The organism is Arthrobacter sp., assembly GCF_031988865.1.
Taxonomy (GTDB): Bacteria; Actinomycetota; Actinomycetes; order Actinomycetales; family Micrococcaceae; genus Arthrobacter_B.
The window spans coordinates 1-17,156 of record NZ_DALZXY010000015.1; the positions used below are offsets into that span (position 1 = coordinate 1).

Sequence of the window (17,156 nt, forward strand, 5' to 3'; positions counted from 1 at the left end):
CCTGCTGCAGGATGCCGCCCAGCTGACGCAGACAGCACGGCAGGTCGGGGGCAGCGCCATGCACTGGGTCTTGTCCGGGGGAGAAGACCACGGGCTCCTGGCCTGTTTCGATGCCGGTGCGGTACTTCCGCGGGGTTACCGGCGGATCGGGACGGTGGGCCAGACAGGTTTCGGCCGGAACCCCGGTGAGGTCACCGTCGGCGGCAGGGTGCCGTCAGCGGCCGGGTGGGATCACTTCGCCGGATAGGCATCAGCCCAGGATGTGCCGCTCGCGGACCCTGGCAGCGAGGTCAGCGAGTTCCTCCTTGCTAAGGTCCGGCAGATTCTCCAGTTCGCTGATGAATACCCGCAGGCTGTCCTTGGTGCGGGCCCTGAGCAGCTCGTTGTAGAAGCCCACGATCACACCGGTGGCAAGGGCAACGACCAGGATTCCGTAAAGGGCCACAAAAACGGTAATGAGCCGTCCGACCAGCGTCACGGCGACGAAGTCCCCAAAGCCGATGGTCGTAAACGACACGAAGAGATACCAGAACGAATCGCCGATGGTTGGTATGCCCGGTTCGAAGTGCGGCAGCACCAGTGATGCGATTCCGTAGGCAATGAGGAAGCCGAAGACAACGACGTCGGCTCCCGTGATGCGGATGATGTGCCAAAGGACACGTAACCTCTTCATTGCCGCTCCTAGCTCCTGATGGTCGGTTTCAGGATAGGCCGGAAGCGCCCTGCGAGTCAGTCACTGCTCGTGCGCAGGGCCTCGGTCAGCTGTCCTGCCGCCTTGCTGACCACCTCGGCGTGAATGCGGCCCGGCTGGCGGGTTAGCCGCTCTATGGGCCCGGAAATGGAAATCGCCGCAATGACCCGTCCGGAGGGCCCACGGACCGGCGCTGACACCGAGGCGACGCCCGGTTCGCGTTCCCCAAGGCTCTGCGCCCAGCCGCGCCGCCGCACTCCGGCCAGGACAGTGGGGGTGAAGCGCGCGTGCTGGAGGCCTTCAAGGAGCCGGTCGTGGTCTTCCCAGGCCAGGAGGACCTGCGCGGCTGAGCCTGCCTTCATGGAGAGTTGGGTGCCTACCGGGATCGTGTCCCGCAGCCCGATGGGACGTTCGGCGGACGCCACGCAGACGCGCCATTCGCCCTGGCGCCGGAAGACCTGGGAACTTTCCCCGGTGGCATCCCGCAAGGCCAGGAGGACAGGACCGGCGGAGGCGATGAGGCGGTCCTCGCCGGCGGCGGAGGCCAGCTCCACGAGACGGCTGCCCAGGACAAAGCGCCCTTGGATGTCCCGGCCCACCAGCCGGTGGTGGACCAGCGCGAGTGCGAGCCGGTGCACGGTGGGCCTGGCCAGGCCGGTGGCGGCGACCAACTGGGCGAGTGTGGTGGGGCCTGCCTCGAGTGCGTCGAGCACCATGGCAGCCTTGTCGATAACTCCGACGCCGCTTGAATTGTCCATAGAATGATACTGCCGTCTCAGTATCTGAGATGCAAGTGGAAAAACTGGCGCCGGACGCGGGGTGCTGGTTGTCTTGAATTCATCAGGATTCCGGCGGACGCGTAACCGCTGCCGGAGCTACATCAGTCGAGGAGTACATGGCCATGGGAGAGCATTCAGCGGGCAGGACGCTCGCGGAGAAGGTGTGGGACTCGCACGTTGTCGCCAAGGGCGAGGACGGCGCGCCGGATCTCCTTTACATCGATCTTCACCTCGTTCATGAGGTTACCTCTCCCCAGGCCTTCGAAGGCCTGCGCCTGGCAGGCCGAAAGCTGCGCCGCCCGGACCTGACGATTGCCACGGAAGACCACAACACGCCCACGCTGGCGATCGACAAGCCGATCGCCGATCCCGTGAGCCGTACACAGATCGAAACCCTGCGGGCCAACTGCGCGGAATTCGGCGTGCGGCTGCACTCGCTGGGCGACGCTGAGCAGGGCATCGTGCACGTGGTTGGACCGCAGCTGGGCCTGACGCAACCGGGGCTGACTGTGGTGTGCGGAGACTCGCACACCTCCACTCACGGAGCCTTCGGTGCGCTGGCCATGGGTATTGGCACTTCCGAAGTCGAGCACGTTATGGCGACGCAGACCCTGTCACTGAAGCCGTTCAAGACCATGGCCATCAACGTTGAGGGCACGCTGCGCCCGGGCGTCACGTCCAAGGACATCATCCTGGCCGTCATCGCGAAGATCGGCACCGGCGGCGGGCAGGGCTACGTCCTGGAATACCGTGGCTCGGCTATCCGCTCGCTGTCGATGGAAGCGCGCATGACCATCTGCAACATGTCCATCGAAGCAGGCGCCCGCGCCGGCATGGTGGCACCGGACGAAACCACGTTCGCCTACCTCAAGGGCAAGCCGCACGCACCGCAGGGCGCTGACTGGGACGCCGCCGTCGAGCACTGGAAATCGCTGGCCACTGATGCCGAGGCGGTGTTCGACGCCGAGGTGTTCCTCGACGCGGATGAACTCGAGCCGTTTGTCACCTGGGGCACCAACCCCGGGCAGGGTGTTTCGCTCTCGGACGCCGTCCCGTCGCCCGAGGACTTCGGTGACGAGAACGCGAAGGCAGCCGCCGAGCGGGCTCTGGCCTACATGGACCTGCGTCCCGGCACCCCCATGAAGGAGATCCGGGTGGACACCGTCTTCCTCGGTTCCTGCACGAACAGTCGGATCGAAGACCTGCGCATCGCCGCGGACATCATCCGCGGCAGGCAGAAGGACCCCAACATCCGCATGATGGTGGTTCCCGGATCGGCAAGGGTCCGGCTGGAGGCGGAAGCCGAAGGACTGGACCGGGTCTTCAAGGACTTCGGTGCTGAATGGCGCTTTGCCGGCTGCTCCATGTGCCTGGGCATGAACCCCGACCAGCTGGAACCGGGGGAGCGCTGCGCTTCCACCTCCAACCGCAACTTTGAGGGACGCCAGGGCAAGGGCGGGCGCACCCACCTCGTATCCCCGGTCGTGGCAGCAGCCACAGCCGTCCGCGGAACGCTCAGCTCGCCGTCGGACCTTGACCCCCTGCCCGGCGCGGCCGCCGGTACCACCGCCACCGCTGCAGCAGCCTAGGAGAAGACCATGGAAAAGATCACCACGCATACCGGCATCGGTGTTCCGCTGCGCCAGAGCGACGTCGACACGGACCAGATCATCCCCGCCGTCTACCTCAAGCGCATCACCCGGACCGGCTTCGAGGACGCGCTCTTTGCCGGATGGCGCAAGAACCCCGAGTTCATCCTCAACCAAGAGCCTTACAACGCGGGCTCGGTCCTGGTGGCCGGCCCTGACTTCGGAACGGGATCCTCCCGCGAGCATGCTGTCTGGGCGTTGAAGGACTACGGCTTCCGGGCTGTGCTGTCCTCCCGTTTCGCCGACATCTTCCGGGGCAACTCCGGCAAGCAGGGCCTGGTGGCTGCGCAGGTCGCCCAGGATGACATTGAGCTCATTTGGAAGGTCCTGGAGAACTCGCCGGGCACCGAAGTGACTGTTGACCTCGAGGCACGGACCGTGGTCTGCGATACCGTCACAGCACCGTTCCAGATTGACGACTACACGCGCTGGCGCCTCCTGGAAGGCCTCGACGACATCGGACTGACGCTTCGCCATGAGGAGGACATCACGGCATTTGAATCCCGCCGTCCTTCCTTCAAACCCGCCACTCTTCCGGCCCGCACATAGCCTGCCTGCCGGTTTCATCCCGGCGGCGGCACCGGCATAGTATTGATGGGTCTCCCCGCAGGGGAGGCCCATCGGCTTTCCGATCGCATGGCGCCGGCATCTTCGGTTCAACACCGCCCGTGGCCGCCGTGCTATTTCGGGAAAGGGCGTGCTTACTCCTATGATTAGGAAGCAGTCTCTAGTGGCCTCGGGGGCAATCCAGACGAAAGAAACAGGTGTTCATGGGTAGCGTTCTAACCATCCGTGGTGGGGTACCCCTCACAGGAAAAGTGCCGGTCCGCGGGGCTAAGAACCTTGTCCCCAAAGCCATGGTGGCAGCTCTGCTGGGCAACAGCCCGTCCCTGCTGCGGAACGTTCCCGAAATCAAGGACGTCGACGTCGTTACGTCGCTGTTGAGGCTCCACGGTGTCGAGGTGACCAAGGACCCGGTGACGGGGGACCTGCTGATGGATCCGAAGAACGCCAAGACGGCCGCCTCTCGGGACATTGACGCCCATGCCGGCGATTCCCGTATCCCCATCCTGCTGTGCGGTCCGCTGATGCACAGCATCGGAGAAGCCTTTATTCCCGATCTCGGCGGCTGCAAGATCGGCGACCGGCCCATTGACTACCACCTGCAGATGCTGCGAAACTTCGGTGCACTGGTGGAGAAGCGTCCCGGGGGCATCGCACTGTCCGCGCCCAAGGGCCTCAAGGGCGCCAAGCTGGATCTGCCGTACCCGTCCGTCGGCGCGACCGAGCAGGTACTGCTGACCGCGGTCCGGGCCGAAGGCATCACCGAGCTAAGCGGCGCCGCCGTCGAGCCGGAAATCCTTGACCTGATTGCCGTGCTGCAGAAAATGGGCGCGATCATCACCGTGCAGACGGACCGCGTCATCCGCATCGAAGGCGTTCCCGAACTCACCGGGTACAACCACCGGGCACTGCCGGACCGCAACGAGGCCGCTTCCTGGGCCTCGGCGGCACTGGTGACCAAGGGTGATATCTACGTTGAAGGCGCCAACCAGCAGGACCTCACGGCCTTCCTGAACATCTACCGCAAGATCGGCGGCGCGTTCGACGTCGACGACGACGGCATCCGCTTCTACCATCCCGGCGGCAGCCTGAACTCGCTGGTCCTCGAGACGGATGTCCACCCGGGCTTTATGACGGACTGGCAGCAGCCAGTGGTGGTTGCCCTCAGCCAGGCCGAAGGAGTGTCAATCGTGCATGAGACGGTGTACGAGAACCGTTTCGGCTTCACCGACGCGCTGATCCGCATGGGCGCCAACATTCAGGTGCACCGCGAATGCCTCGGCAGCATCCCCTGCCGCTTCGGCCAGCGCAACTTCCTGCACTCGGCAGTGATCTCGGGACCGGTCAAGCTCAAGGGAGCGGAGATCGATATCCCGGACCTGCGCGGCGGCTTCAGCCACCTGATCGCGGCCCTGGCTGCCGAGGGAACCTCCCGGGTGACGGGTGTCGAGTTGATCAACCGCGGCTACGAACACTTCCTCGACAAGCTGGAAGGTCTCGGCGCGGATTTCGACGTCGAAGGCGGGAAGTAGGCTCTGCACCATGAGCGAATCGGCAAAGTCACGCATCACGTTCACTATCCTGGCTTCGGTGATCCGTCCCGCGATGAACCTGATGATTGGACGGCGCTGGGAAGGCATCGAAAACCTGCCGAAGGGGCGTGGCTTTATCGCCTGCCCCAACCACGTGACGGAGATCGATCCGCTGGTCGTGGGGCACTTCTTCTACAGCCAGGGGATTCTGCCCCGGTACCTGGCCAAGGCCTCGCTCTTTAAGGTTCCGGTACTCGGCCCCGCCCTGCGCGCCACGAAACAGGTACCGGTGACCCGCGGAGGATCCGGTGCCGCCGCTTCGCTTGCGGGGGCGCAGTCGGTTATCGACGCCGACGGCGCCCTGATTGTCTACCCTGAAGGCACTCTGACCCGGGATCCAAACCTCTGGCCGATGAAGGGACGGACGGGCGCGGCACGGCTCGCGCTGCAAACCGGCGCTCCCGTCATCCCGCTGGCGCACTGGGGTGCCCAGGAACTGCTGCCGCGCTACGGCAAGATGCTGCACCTGTTTCCGCGCAAGCGCGTTCGAGTCCTTGTGGGGCGCCCCGTGGACCTCTCCGACCTGCGCGGTGTCCCGATGACCAAGACGGTCCTCGAGGAAGCCACCGAACGGATCATGGCAGAGCTGACAGAGCTGGTCGCCTCCCTGCGGGGAGAGGCTGTCCCCGCCGAACGCTGGGATCCGGCCGCCAAGGGACAAAAGGCCATTGGACGCCGCTACGACGGGGAAACGGAGAGCACGAAGTGAGCACGGCACCCCCAAGCGTGACAGCGGTCCTTGGCGCCGGCAGCTGGGGGACTACCTTCGCCAAGATTGCTGCGGACGCCGGCGCCTCCCGGAAAACAGACGTCCGCGTCTGGGCCCGCCGTGCCGACGCGGCCGAAGAGATCAACACGGCCCACCGCAATACCCGCTACCTCGGGGACACTGTGCTTCCCGCGAACCTCCGGGCCAGCGCCGACCCCGCCGAAGTCCTGGCGGGCGCACAGCTGGTGGTGCTCGCTGTGCCGGCCCAGACCCTGCGTGCCCAGCTGCGGGACTTCAAGCCGCTGATCCCCAAGGACGCCGTCATCCTGTCTTTGATGAAGGGTCTCGAAGTGGGGACCGACGCGCGGATGAGCCAGGTGATCTCCGAAGAGCTGGAGTGGCCGCAGGAGAAGATCGCTGTCCTGTCCGGGCCCAATCTGGCCATGGAAATCGCGCGTGAGGAACCCACCGCCTCGGTGGTGGCGTGTTCTGACCTTGCCACTGCAGGGTGGATCGCTGCCTCCTGCACGGCCCCTTACTTCCGGCCATATACCAACACCGACGTGATCGGCACGGAAATCGGCGGCATCGTCAAAAACGTCATTGCGCTGGCTGTGGGTATCTGCGAAGGCAAACAAATGGGGGACAACACCAAGGCCTCGGTGATGACCCGCGGGCTTGCCGAGACCACCCGCCTGGCCGTGGCACTGGGAGGCCAGGCGGAAACTCTCTTCGGTCTCGCCGGCATGGGGGACCTCATTGCCACTTGTTCATCCGCCCTCTCCCGCAACCATACGGCCGGACGGCTGCTGGCACAGGGACTGAGCCTTGACGAGGTGACCGCAACCATGCAGCAGACCGCCGAAGGCATCAAGTCCGCGCAGGCCGTTCTGGACCGTGCCACCAAACTCGGCGTATCGATGCCGATTACGGAGAACGTCGTCGCCGTCCTGCAGGGCACGATCTCCGTAGATGAACTTGGCCCGCGACTGCTGGCCCGCGAACTCAAAGCCGAAGGTGTGCACACTCCGTGACGATGGAACCGATGACCCCCGCAGCGAACACTGGCGCCAGGCCACGGGTGGCCGTACTCTTCGGCGGACGCTCCAGCGAACACTCCGTCAGCTGCGTTACCGCCGCTGGAGTGCTGGAAGCGATCGACCACTCAAAATACGACGTCGTCCCGATCGGAATCACCCGCAACGGACAGTGGACTCTCGCATCCATTGATCCGTCCCAGTGGTCCCTGCGCGCTGAAACCCTGCCCGAAGTGGAACCCGGCGAGGAGTCGGTTGTGCTTTCCACCCAAGGCAGTTCCCGGGAACTGGTGGCCCATGCGCCCGGCGGCATGCCGCGCTCCATCGGCCGGATCGACGTCGTGCTCCCGCTGCTGCACGGTCCCTTTGGTGAGGACGGAACACTGCAGGGGCTCCTGGAGATGGCGGATATCCGCTACGTGGGCGCCGGTGTCCTGGCGTCCGCTGTCGGCATGGACAAGCACTACATGAAGATCGTCTTCGAGGCCGCAGGGCTGGCGGTTGGCCCCTACGAGGTCATCACCGACCGGCAGTGGTTCGGCGACAGCGAGGCGTGCCTGGCCCGCGTATCCGGTCTAAAGTTCCCGGTGTTTGTGAAGCCCGCTCGCGCGGGGTCCTCCATGGGCATCACGCGGGTTACCGGTCCGGCAGGGCTGCCCGAAGCCATCGAGCCGGCCCGGCAGCATGATCCGAAGGTGATCGTAGAAGCCGGCATTACCGGCCGTGAAATTGAAGTAGCTGTGCTGCAGGGACGCGGCAATGACGACCCGCGAACCAGCCAGCCGGGAGAGGTCGCAGTCCGCGACGGCGGGCACGACTGGTACGACTTCGAAGCCAAATACGTTGACGGTGCCGCAGCAGACCTTAGCTGCCCCGCGGACCTGCCGGACAGTGTGACCTCAAGGGTGCGGGAGCTCGCAGCCGTGGCTTTTGATGCCGTGGGTGCTGAAGGGCTCTCCCGAGTCGACTTCTTCTACACACCGGACGGCGAGCTGGTGATCAACGAGATCAACACGATGCCCGGGTTTACCCCGATCAGCATGTATCCGCAGATGTGGGCAAAATCCGGCCTGCCCTATACCGAGCTGATCGATGAGCTGATCGCGCTGGCGCTGGAGCGCCGGACCGGCCTCAGGTAGCGAAGCCGGACCCAGGTCCGGGAAGCTGGTACGGAAACCTGTTCCCCGGCCTTCTTCCTGCCGGCTAACCCGGCAGTTCGACGTCCTTGGTGCTCAGGCACTCCCGCGTCTGGTCGACCCGGGACACCGCGTTCTGCAGTTCCACCAGCACGGTGGACGACGCCACCTTGTCCGTGTCGAAGAGAACCTCGACGGCGGGATCGCGGCCGTACGTGGTTGCGGTCCAGAAGCTGCCATCCTCGCGGAGGACCCAGTCCACGCCGTTCACTGTGGCGCAGGCATCCGTGGTTGGCCCGGGAACCGGTACGCCGCAGCGCATAATAATCTCAGACGGGCTACCCCACGCGGCCGTCCCCTGGCTGCTGGTCTCGCGTTGCTTGGAACCCGCCAGGTCGTCAGGAACGGCGACCATCACGGCCGCGCAGTCGGGGTTGGCGGCATCCGGGGCCGCATCGACGTCGGCAACGGGGGTGCAGCCGGTCAACACTGCGGCCAGGACAAGGGTGCCGGCGGAAATGGCTGCCGGAGAGAACTTCATACCCCTAGGGTATCGGCGCGCCCGGGCTAAACGGAATCGGGGGGATGCAGGCGGTCCCGGTACACTCAGACCGCAGCCCGAGCTTCCGGACCCTAGGACTACTAACGTGACCGACTTCTTAGATGACCCTCCTGCCGAACCGGTCAAGGAACGGCATCCGGTCCGAACAACCATGTTCGTGGTGCTCTCCCTGGTTCTGGTGGCTGCCCTGGCCGCCGGCGGCTATGTGTGGAACCTGGCGCGGACCTTTAACTCTGGGAGCCACACGATTGCCGGCGCCCTTCCAGAGACGGGCCCGGAGCGGGCAACGACCGCCGGAGACTCCCAGAACATCCTGCTGATCGGAAGCGACACCAGGGATCCAGGAGCAGACGCGCGCTCCGACACCATGATGCTGGTTCACCTGCCGGGGGACCGCTCGGGTGTCTACGTGATGTCCATCATGCGCGACACGTGGACGGACATCCCGGGTTACGGGGAGCACAAGATCAACGCAGCGATGGCCTTCGGCGGCGTGCCGCTGATGGTGGAGACGGTACAAGGGCTTTTTGATGTCCCAATTGACCATGTGGCCGTGATCGACTTTGAGGGATTCAAGGGCCTGACGACGGCCCTTGGCGGCGTGGAGGTGAACAATGAGGTTCCGTTCCAGTCCTCGGGTGAGAATGGAGAGTACTTCGCTGCCGGGCCGATCACGCTCGAGGGCGATTCCGCCCTCAAGTTCGTGCGGGAGCGCTACGCGTTTACCGATGGGGATTATCAGCGGGTCAAGAACCAGCAGGCCTTCGTCGGCGGCCTGATGACCCGGTTCCTTTCCAAGGAGACGCGCTCCAATCCGCTCAGGATCAACGACGTGGTTGCCGAAATTTCACCGTTCCTCAGCGTCGACGAGTCCCTGGACGCTGCCGCTGCCGGCAGCCTGGCGCTGGAATTGCGGAATGTCCGCAGCACGGACATCCACATGTTCACCCTGCCGAACCTTGGGGTGGGAACGTCCGTGGACGGGCAGTCAATCGTCATCAAGGACGACGCAGCCATCGCCGAAATCTCTAATGCGCTTAAGGGCGATACGATGACGGCTTATGCTGACGGCCTCGAGGGGGAGAACTACTAAGCATGTCCGGCAATTTGGGCCAATGTTTGCGCCGCGGAACAATCGCAGGGCTGCTTATTGTCGGGTTCACCGTAGCGCCGGCCTTCGGAGACGAGGATCCAGGCGCGACGCATCCCGGGGTACCACCCACGGTGGCTCCAGAACCTAGCCCGGAGCCGCCGCCAACACCGGACCCGCCTGTGCAGACTGCGCCGAGCGATCCCGCCGCTGTGCCCACGGTGCATGCTGTTCCTGAGCAGGCGCTCATAGACCCGGCCACGGGGTTCCAAATCGAGCGTTCCAGCGGCTACCTGATCCATCCGGGCACCGGCTACCTCATCGAACCTGGGACGGGAAACCTGGTGGATGGCCGGACCTGGCTGTACACGGAGCTTAAATGGAACCCGTCCACAGGAGAAGTAACCAGCGTGTTCGATGCTTCGGACGAGGCTCCTGCAGCAGACCCCTCGTCGACTTCGCCCCCCACGAGCAACGCGGAACCCACTACTCAAACGAGCCGGGCGCCAGCCCCTAGCGCATCAGAGGCGGACTTGTCCGCAACCAAAGCGAGCGCTGAGCACGGGACCGATTGGAGCACCCATTGGCTCACCCGGACGCTCGTCATCCTGCTCCTGGTGGGAGCCGGAGCCCTTTACTACGCAAAGCTGCGTGGGCAGGGGCCTAATCCAGCGAACAGTCAATGATATTTCGGTAGACTAACGATTGCTTTACCAGCGGCCAATGAGCCGCAAGCAAGAAAATGGGGGAATTAGTGTGCGAGTACTTCTGCTGACGCACTCGTATTCACCGGAGCACAGTCCGCCCCAGCGTCGATGGACCCAGCTGATCCGGACATTCCGTGAACTTGGCTGGAACATTGACGTGGTCGCCCCCATAGCGCACGCCCCTGCCGGGCGCCGGACAATGCCGCGCAGCGTCGCCGGGCGGGCCTTTCGCTGCGACACTGGCCAGCATGGGGAGCGGATTCGCCGGGCTCCTTTCCTATGGCACCCCACCACCCGCCTTGGCCGGTTCGCCGACCAGTGTTTTTCCGCTGCAGGAAGCGTGGTCGTAGGGCTTCTGGGCCACAAGCCCGACGTCGTCATCGCGACCGTACCATCGCTGCCGATCCTGGGGGCCGGCTACGTCGTTGCCAGGCTGCGGGGAGTTCCATTTGTTGCTGACATGCGCGATGCCTGGCCGGATATTGCCCGTGACGCCCGAATTGTCCAGGGCAGTGCCAAGAGCATCGCCGAAAGAGTCATCGTCGCGATCCAGGAGCGGGCAGCCCTTGTAGTAACGGTGACCAACGGCTTCGCCCAGACGCTCAGGGAGCGCGGACTACTCGATGTTGCGACGATCAGCAACGGTATCGACACGGCTGCCCGTGAATTCCTGCCCCCACCTTCCGCCCACGCGGAGCGCCTGGAAGTGCTTTACCTGGGTAACCATGGGGAGAGCCAGCGCCTTGAAACTGTTATTCAGGCGGCGGCTCTTGCCGGTGACTCGGTGCACCTGACCATGGTCGGCCATGGTGTCCAGCGGCGTCAGCTGGGTGCCCTGGCGAAGGCCCTTGGCGCACCGGTGGATTTCCATCGACCTGCGCAGGGAGCTGCAGAGGTCATGGCCTATTACCGGAAAGCTGACACCTGCGTGGTGTCGCTGCGTGACGATTGGAAGTCCTTTGAGACAACCATTCCGTCCAAGACCTATGAGGTCCTGGCCGTCGGACGGCACGTCACGGGCATTGTGCTGGGCGAGGCGAAACAGATTATTGAAGAATCGCACGCCGGCGACGTCGTAGCCTCCAATCCGCAGGCCATCGCCCAGCTCTGGAAAGAACTGGCTGCAGACCGCTCCCGCCTGCTGACCGGAACTTCGGGCCGCGACTGGGTGGAGAGTAATGCCAACGTGGACACTCTGGGGCGGGCTTATGCAGAACTGCTTAAGGCAGCGGCAGCGGGTCCTGCCCGCCGATGAGACTGCTGAACTATATCCGGAACGCGGGATTGGCCGGTGCAACCATACTCGAGCACCTTGGCGATGATCCTGCCGTCCTAGCCCTTCAGGTTTCCCGCCGCGTGCCGGCTTCCTTGATCCGTCCGCTGGCGTCTGCAGCCTCCAGGGCCCCCGGCGAGCTGCTTCCCGCGATGGCAGCCGTTGTCCAGGGACGCAAGCTTGAGGCAGAAATGCGCCTTACAGAGGCCGCCCGGGGGCGTGTTTCCCGCCGATCCGCGGTCCGCTTGGCCGACGTCGCAACAGCGGCCGCCCTGCCTGAGATTGCGGAAAAACTGCTGGCCTCAGTTCCGCCCACGAGCCGCGGCTGGTCTGGTGCCCACGCACGGCTTTGCTGGTACCACGGCCAAATGTCGGAGGCGGTAGCGGTTTTGGGCCGCGGAGGAGCGAGTGCAGCCGAGCGGCGCCAGCAGGCCCGGCTGGCCAGCGAGCTGAGTGTTTTTGATGGATGGGTGCCTTCGCTGCCCGTTGTGGGTGAATATGTTCCCCAGCCGCAGACCGTCCTGCACCTGCTGACGAATTCCCTGCCCTATACGGGCAGCGGGTATGCCCAGCGTTCCCATTCCCTGCTTGCGGCGCAGAGCGAGCAGGGGTGGAAGGTCCACGCTGCCACGCGGGTGGGATATCCGGTCCAGATTGGGCGGCTTGACGCCGGCAAAACAGACCTGCTCGACGGCGTCACCTACCACCGGCATCTGCCGCTCCGGCTTCCTCAGGGAATGGCAGCCAGGCTCCAGCTCCAAGCGGAAGAGCTGCAGAAACTGGCACTCGCTGTGCGGCCGACGGTGCTCCATACCACCACGCATTTCGTCAACGGCCTGGTGGTCCGGGCCGTGGCTGAATCCTTGGGCATCCCCTGGGTTTACGAGGTCCGCGGCCAGCTAGCCGACACCTGGGCCTCGACCCGCGGCGAGGACGCAAAGCAGAGCGAACGCTACCGCAAGTTTCTTGCACGGGAAGCCGACGTTATGAAGACGGCAGGCGCGGTGGCGACCCTGGGCGAAGCCATGCGTGAGCGGATAGTTGACGCGGGCATACCCCTTGAGGACACGTTTTTGTTGCCGAATGCAGTCGGCGGTGACTTCCTGAACGCCCCGATCGCCCCGGCGGAAGCCCGGGCCCGGCTGGGGCTTCCAGTCGGAACCTACATCGGAACTGTGAGCAGCCTCGTCGACTACGAAGGCCTCGACGATTTGCTCCGGGCGTTTGCCCTCCTGGCTCCACATCATCCTGGTCTCCGGTGCCTCATCGTTGGGGACGGAGTTGCGGGACCTGAGCTGAAACGACTGGCTGCGGAACTCGGGCTGGGGGGCCGGGCACTGTTCCCGGGGCGCGTTCCACGTGAGCAGGCCCATCTGTATCATCAGGCACTCGACGTGTTCGTCGTGCCGCGGAAGGACTTCCCCGTAACCCGAATGGTGACGCCACTGAAACCCGTTGAAGCGCTGGCCTCAGGACGCCCGGTAATAGCCAGCGATCTTCCGGCATTGCGGGAGATCGTGGAAGAGGGGATCGACGGGGCTTTTTTTCCGCCAGGCGATTGGGCGGCGCTTACCGCCGCTCTCGACCGGCTGCTGGATAACCGGAGTCAACGCGAAGGCCTGGGACAGTCGGGACGCCGTTCTGTGATCGCCGAACGAACTTGGATATCGAATGCTCGTACGGCCTCTGCCCGGTACACAGGCCTAAGGAAGTGTCATTGAAAAATCAACAATCCCCCACGGACTCTGTGACGGTGGCAGTGAACCTGTCCCGGCTGCACCGGGTCGGAGCAAGGCCGTCCTTCCCGGACTACCTTGTCCAGCTGTGGGATAGACGCCAGTTCATCTTGTTTGATGCGCGCGCCCGTGTCCAAAGCGCCAACCAGGGCCACCGGCTGGGTAGCCTCTGGCTTATCCTTACGCCGATACTGAACGGACTGACCTATTACCTGATTTTCGGCGTCCTGCTAGGCACATCCCGCGGCGTCGAGAACTTCGTCGGATACTTGGTCATTGGCGTATTTACGTTTCAGCTTACGGCCCGGGCGGTCAACGAGGGAGCTCGAAGCCTCCTTGCCAACCGCAAGGTTATTCAGGCGTTCAGCTTCCCGCGTGCCTCGCTTCCCATCGCGGTCAATGTCCGGGAGCTGCTCGCCAGTGTGCCGTCGACAATCGTGATGCTGCTCATCATTGTGGTGGCTCCTCCAGTGGAGGAGATCACCTGGCGCTGGCTGTTGATACTTCCGGCAATTGCCCTGCAGTTCCTGTTCAACCTCGGCCTCGGTTTGTTACTTGCACCTCTGGTCCTTCGGGTGCGGGACATAGCCAATCTGCTTGCCTTCATCACGAGGCTTTGGATGTACGGCTCCGCCGTTTTTTACTCGCTCGACCGTTTTAGCGCCTACCCGCGGCTGGTAGGGATACTTGAAGCGAACCCGCTGTTCTGCGTCATTGACATCATGCGCGACGTCTTGCTTTACAACTCCACCCCGGCTTGGGAAAGCTGGTCGGTCCTGATGCTCTGGGCCTTAGGAACGCTGGCTCTAGGATTCCTCACATTCTGGCGAAAGGAAGAATCATATGGCCGAAGTAACTGAGGCCGTGTTGTTTGTTCCCGGCCGCCAGGAATCTGTAGTTATCGATGATGTCTACGTACACTATCGGACCAAGCGTTACGGGGCCGCCAGGGGGGTCCGAGGACGAAGGGCCGTGAACAAGACCACCGAGGCGCTCCGCAGTATTTCATTCGTTGCATATGGAGGCGATTCCATCGGCATCATCGGTCGTAACGGCTCCGGAAAAAGCACGCTTATGCGGGTTCTGGCGGGGCTCACCGCACCTGCAAGCGGTGCCGTTTATGCAACCAGCGACCCAGTGCTCCTTGGTGTCAACGCTGCTCTGGTCCCAGCGCTCTCTGGCGGCCAGAACATACGGCTCGGCTGCCTTGCCATGGGGATGAGCCCTGACCAAGTCGATGCTAAGTATGACTCGATCGTCGATATGTCAGGCCTTGAGGATGAGATTAACTATCCGATGGATTCCTACTCTTCCGGCATGGCCTCCCGCCTGAGGTTTGCAATCGCAGCGGCCGTTGATCCTGAGATCTTGCTCATTGATGAGGCCCTGAATACCGGTGATGCCCAGTTCCGACAGCGGTCGCAGCAGCGTATCGATGAGATTCGGAACCAAGCAGGGACGGTGTTCCTGGTCAGCCACAGCCTTGACACCATTCTGGATAACTGCAACCGCTGCATCTGGCTGGATAAGGGAGATTTCATCATGGATGGAGACCCTGAGACTGTCACCCAGGAATACAAGAACTTTGTCTGGCGAATGAACAAAGGTAACCCTGCCTACGGCCGTCAAATTCGGGCCGAGCTTATGGCCAGCCGACCACCTATAAGGACAAAGCTGCTTGAACGTGGGTGGCGAAGTGAGAAAAGGCAGCATGGATAGCGGAAGACTCGCAGAACTGCGCCGTGCAGCCTGGCATCTGCGCAAAGGCGGGGTCGATCGGCTGCGTCGATACTCCTCCAGGAAACAGGCAGCCGGCCCCAGCGAGACAGCGCTTGGGTTCCTCAGGGGGGCGGAAGGTGGCAGAGTCGGCGTTGGACGGCACCGCCAGCTGCAGTTCGCCCCAGCCGCCTTTGCCAAACCTATTCCTGCCAGGCCCGAGCTGAACGTCGGCGTCTTTCTTGACGACTTTTCTCAAGCTGGGTTCGCCTGGGAATTCAACTGCACCCCGGTTGGTCCCGATGCTACCCAGGATTCGATCCGGGACCTCAACCTTGATCTCCTGCTTATTGAATCTGCCTGGTCCGCAAACGGAGGTGTCTGGCAATTCCGGTTTGTGGGAAATGAGGGGCCAGGAAAGGACATACGCCGGGTCATCGAAGCAGCCCGGGCACTTGACATCCCCGTGGTGCTTTGGAATAAGGAAGATCCACCGCACTACGACGACTTTCTGCCACTGGCCCGTTTGTGTGACTGGGTCTTCACAACAGATGCCAACATGCTGCCGCGGTACCGCAGGGACCTCGGACATGATCGAGTGGGCTGTCTCCCTTTTGCAGCGCAGCCCAAGATACATAACCCGGTCCGTCCGAGCCACGGGTGGCATGAGCGTGACGTCGCATTTGCTGGCATGTACTTTTCCCATAAGTATCCCGAACGCCGTGAGCAGATGGATTATTTGCTGTCTGGCGCCAAGGAAGCCTGCGTGGGCCGAAAGCCCGGGTTTGAGATTTTCTCCCGCTACCTCGGTGCCAAGTCCGAATACCAGTTTCCGGGCGAGCTTGCGGCGCATGTGAAGGGCATGCTCAATTACCGCCAGATGCTTACCGCATATAAGGCCTACAAGATTTTCCTGAATGTAAACTCCGTGATCGATTCGCCAACCATGTGCTCACGCCGTATATTCGAGATGACGGCGGCTGGTGCGGTAGTGATTTCGGCACCGAGCCCAGCCTTGGATACCCATTTCCCCGACGGTGAGCTCCCGATTGCGCGTAACCGCACAGAGGCAAGGGACATCGTTGCCGGGCTCCTGCGAAACGCTGAATACGCTGACCGGTTGGTTCACCGGGCGCAACGTACGATTTGGCGAAGCCATACCTACCGTCACCGGGTGAACCAGATCCTGACCTCGGCGCTCCCACAGTTTCCACCGGTGGACAGGCCCCGCGTATCAGTGGTGGCAGCCAGCATCCGTCCGGAGCAAATGGCCCACGTCATCCGGGGGGTGGCCGCCCAACGGGACGTCGAAGTTCAGCTGGTCTACGGAGCCCACGGCTTCGACTTCGACTCGGAGCGCTTTCACCTGCTGTGCTCAGAGGCTGGTATTGGCAATGTCATAGCGGCTTCACTCCCTGCTGAGTGGTCTCTTGGGCACTGCCTGAACCACCTGATTAACTTGGCGGATGGGGAAGTGGCTGCTAAATGGGACGACGACGACCACTACGGTGAGTGGTACCTGTTCGACCAGCTCCAAGCACTGGAATTCTCCGGTGCGAGTGTAGTTGGGAAACAAGCACGTTACGTGCGGCTTGAACAGCACGACGTAACCGTGCTCAGAGACTCCGGTGCAGAACATCGGTATACGCACTTTGTGGCGGGACCGACACTGGTAGGCTGGCTCCGCGAGTTTCAGCGCCACCCATTCCGGGACATAACAACGGGCGAGGACACATCTTTTCTTGCAGACGTTCGCGAAGACGGCGGACAGATTTATGCAGCCGATCGTTTCAACTATGTCCAGGTGCGGCATGCTGACGAAGCTGCCCACACGTGGCAAGTACAAGCGGGCGAACTGCTTGCCAATTCCGACGCAAAATACTTCGGGGATTCACTCGAACAAGTCTTGGTTTAA

Annotated in this window: 15 protein-coding genes and 1 pseudogene; 13 read left to right on the top strand and 3 right to left on the bottom strand. The window is 63.1% G+C overall.

Annotated elements, in window-relative coordinates:
* Window positions 1–247: pseudogene (locus RTN46_RS04615) on the top strand (thiamine-phosphate kinase); the annotation flags it as partial.
* A gap of 3 nt (window positions 248–250) precedes the next feature.
* On the opposite strand, the gene RTN46_RS04620 reads toward RTN46_RS04615, so the two are convergent.
* Together RTN46_RS04620 and RTN46_RS04625 are read right to left on the bottom strand one after the other, a co-directional pair.
* Window positions 251–673, bottom strand: a complete 423-nt coding sequence (locus RTN46_RS04620; RefSeq protein WP_312179387.1) for a potassium channel family protein — start codon at window positions 671–673, stop codon at window positions 251–253.
* 56 nt (window positions 674–729) lie between these two features.
* A complete protein-coding gene (locus RTN46_RS04625) occupies window positions 730–1,449 on the bottom strand; it encodes an IclR family transcriptional regulator (protein WP_312179388.1) in 720 nt (239 codons plus the stop codon).
* A gap of 143 nt (window positions 1,450–1,592) precedes the next feature.
* Between RTN46_RS04625 and leuC the strand changes: the two genes are divergently transcribed.
* From leuC to RTN46_RS04655, 6 genes are all read left to right on the top strand, one after another.
* A complete protein-coding gene (leuC, locus tag RTN46_RS04630; RefSeq protein WP_312179389.1) occupies window positions 1,593–3,059 on the top strand; it encodes a 3-isopropylmalate dehydratase large subunit in 1,467 nt (488 codons plus the stop codon).
* A 9-nt stretch (window positions 3,060–3,068) separates the two neighbouring features.
* A complete protein-coding gene (gene leuD, locus RTN46_RS04635) occupies window positions 3,069–3,668 on the top strand; it encodes a 3-isopropylmalate dehydratase small subunit (RefSeq protein WP_312179391.1) in 600 nt (199 codons plus the stop codon).
* A gap of 221 nt (window positions 3,669–3,889) precedes the next feature.
* Window positions 3,890–5,215 (top strand): UDP-N-acetylglucosamine 1-carboxyvinyltransferase, encoded by a 1,326-nt coding sequence (gene murA / locus RTN46_RS04640; protein ID WP_312179392.1) that lies wholly within the window; start codon window positions 3,890–3,892, stop codon window positions 5,213–5,215.
* Window positions 5,216–5,225: 10 nt separating this feature from the next.
* Window positions 5,226–5,984 (top strand): lysophospholipid acyltransferase family protein, encoded by a 759-nt coding sequence (locus RTN46_RS04645; RefSeq protein WP_312179393.1) that lies wholly within the window; start codon window positions 5,226–5,228, stop codon window positions 5,982–5,984.
* Window positions 5,981–7,018 carry an NAD(P)H-dependent glycerol-3-phosphate dehydrogenase gene (locus RTN46_RS04650; protein WP_312179395.1) on the top strand — a complete coding sequence of 346 codons (1,038 nt, stop codon included), beginning with the start codon at window positions 5,981–5,983 and terminating at the stop codon, window positions 7,016–7,018. Before RTN46_RS04645 ends, RTN46_RS04650 begins: the two co-directional genes overlap by 4 nt.
* Before the next feature lie 2 nt (window positions 7,019–7,020).
* Window positions 7,021–8,160, top strand: coding sequence for a D-alanine--D-alanine ligase family protein (locus RTN46_RS04655; RefSeq protein WP_312179453.1), 1,140 nt, complete (start codon window positions 7,021–7,023; stop codon window positions 8,158–8,160).
* 64 nt (window positions 8,161–8,224) lie between these two features.
* Here the strand turns inward: RTN46_RS04655 and RTN46_RS04660 are convergent, their stop codons facing one another.
* Window positions 8,225–8,698 carry a DUF3515 domain-containing protein gene (locus RTN46_RS04660; protein ID WP_312179396.1) on the bottom strand — a complete coding sequence of 158 codons (474 nt, stop codon included), beginning with the start codon at window positions 8,696–8,698 and terminating at the stop codon, window positions 8,225–8,227.
* 106 nt (window positions 8,699–8,804) lie between these two features.
* Here RTN46_RS04660 and RTN46_RS04665 point away from each other — a divergent pair, with 106 nt between their 5' ends.
* From RTN46_RS04665 to RTN46_RS04690, 6 genes are all read left to right on the top strand, one after another.
* Complete coding sequence (locus RTN46_RS04665; protein ID WP_312179397.1) at window positions 8,805–9,812, top strand: LCP family protein; 1,008 nt, start codon at window positions 8,805–8,807, stop codon at window positions 9,810–9,812.
* A 720-nt stretch (window positions 9,813–10,532) separates the two neighbouring features.
* Window positions 10,533–11,771: a glycosyltransferase family 4 protein gene (locus RTN46_RS04670; protein ID WP_312179398.1), complete on the top strand. Its 1,239-nt coding sequence runs from the start codon at window positions 10,533–10,535 to the stop codon at window positions 11,769–11,771.
* Complete coding sequence (locus RTN46_RS04675; protein ID WP_312179399.1) at window positions 11,768–13,510, top strand: glycosyltransferase family 4 protein; 1,743 nt, start codon at window positions 11,768–11,770, stop codon at window positions 13,508–13,510. The genes RTN46_RS04670 and RTN46_RS04675 overlap by 4 nt, the downstream gene beginning before the upstream one ends.
* On the top strand, window positions 13,507–14,385 hold the full coding sequence (locus RTN46_RS04680) for an ABC transporter permease (RefSeq protein WP_396157325.1): 879 nt from the start codon (window positions 13,507–13,509) through the stop codon (window positions 14,383–14,385). The genes RTN46_RS04675 and RTN46_RS04680 overlap by 4 nt, the downstream gene beginning before the upstream one ends.
* Complete coding sequence (locus RTN46_RS04685; RefSeq protein WP_312179402.1) at window positions 14,369–15,244, top strand: ABC transporter ATP-binding protein; 876 nt, start codon at window positions 14,369–14,371, stop codon at window positions 15,242–15,244. Before RTN46_RS04680 ends, RTN46_RS04685 begins: the two co-directional genes overlap by 17 nt.
* Window positions 15,210–17,156, top strand: coding sequence for a glycosyltransferase (locus RTN46_RS04690; protein ID WP_312179454.1), 1,947 nt, complete (start codon window positions 15,210–15,212; stop codon window positions 17,154–17,156). The genes RTN46_RS04685 and RTN46_RS04690 overlap by 35 nt, the downstream gene beginning before the upstream one ends.

Bases quoted from the DNA above. Each gene is read 5' to 3' on its own strand.
- RTN46_RS04620 (WP_312179387.1), bottom strand. From the start codon at position 673: ATGAAGAGGTTACGTGTCCTTTGGCACATCATCCGCATCACGGGAGCC.
- RTN46_RS04625 (WP_312179388.1), bottom strand. From the start codon at position 1,449: ATGGACAATTCAAGCGGCGTCGGAGTTATCGACAAGGCTGCCATGGTG.
- leuC (WP_312179389.1), top strand. From the start codon at position 1,593: ATGGGAGAGCATTCAGCGGGCAGGACGCTCGCGGAGAAGGTGTGGGAC.
- leuD (WP_312179391.1), top strand. From the start codon at position 3,069: ATGGAAAAGATCACCACGCATACCGGCATCGGTGTTCCGCTGCGCCAG.
- murA (WP_312179392.1), top strand. From the start codon at position 3,890: ATGGGTAGCGTTCTAACCATCCGTGGTGGGGTACCCCTCACAGGAAAA.
- RTN46_RS04645 (WP_312179393.1), top strand. From the start codon at position 5,226: ATGAGCGAATCGGCAAAGTCACGCATCACGTTCACTATCCTGGCTTCG.
- RTN46_RS04655 (WP_312179453.1), top strand. From the start codon at position 7,021: ATGGAACCGATGACCCCCGCAGCGAACACTGGCGCCAGGCCACGGGTG.
- RTN46_RS04660 (WP_312179396.1), bottom strand. From the start codon at position 8,698: ATGAAGTTCTCTCCGGCAGCCATTTCCGCCGGCACCCTTGTCCTGGCC.
- RTN46_RS04670 (WP_312179398.1), top strand. From the start codon at position 10,533: ATGAGCCGCAAGCAAGAAAATGGGGGAATTAGTGTGCGAGTACTTCTG.
- RTN46_RS04675 (WP_312179399.1), top strand. From the start codon at position 11,768: ATGAGACTGCTGAACTATATCCGGAACGCGGGATTGGCCGGTGCAACC.
- RTN46_RS04685 (WP_312179402.1), top strand. From the start codon at position 14,369: ATGGCCGAAGTAACTGAGGCCGTGTTGTTTGTTCCCGGCCGCCAGGAA.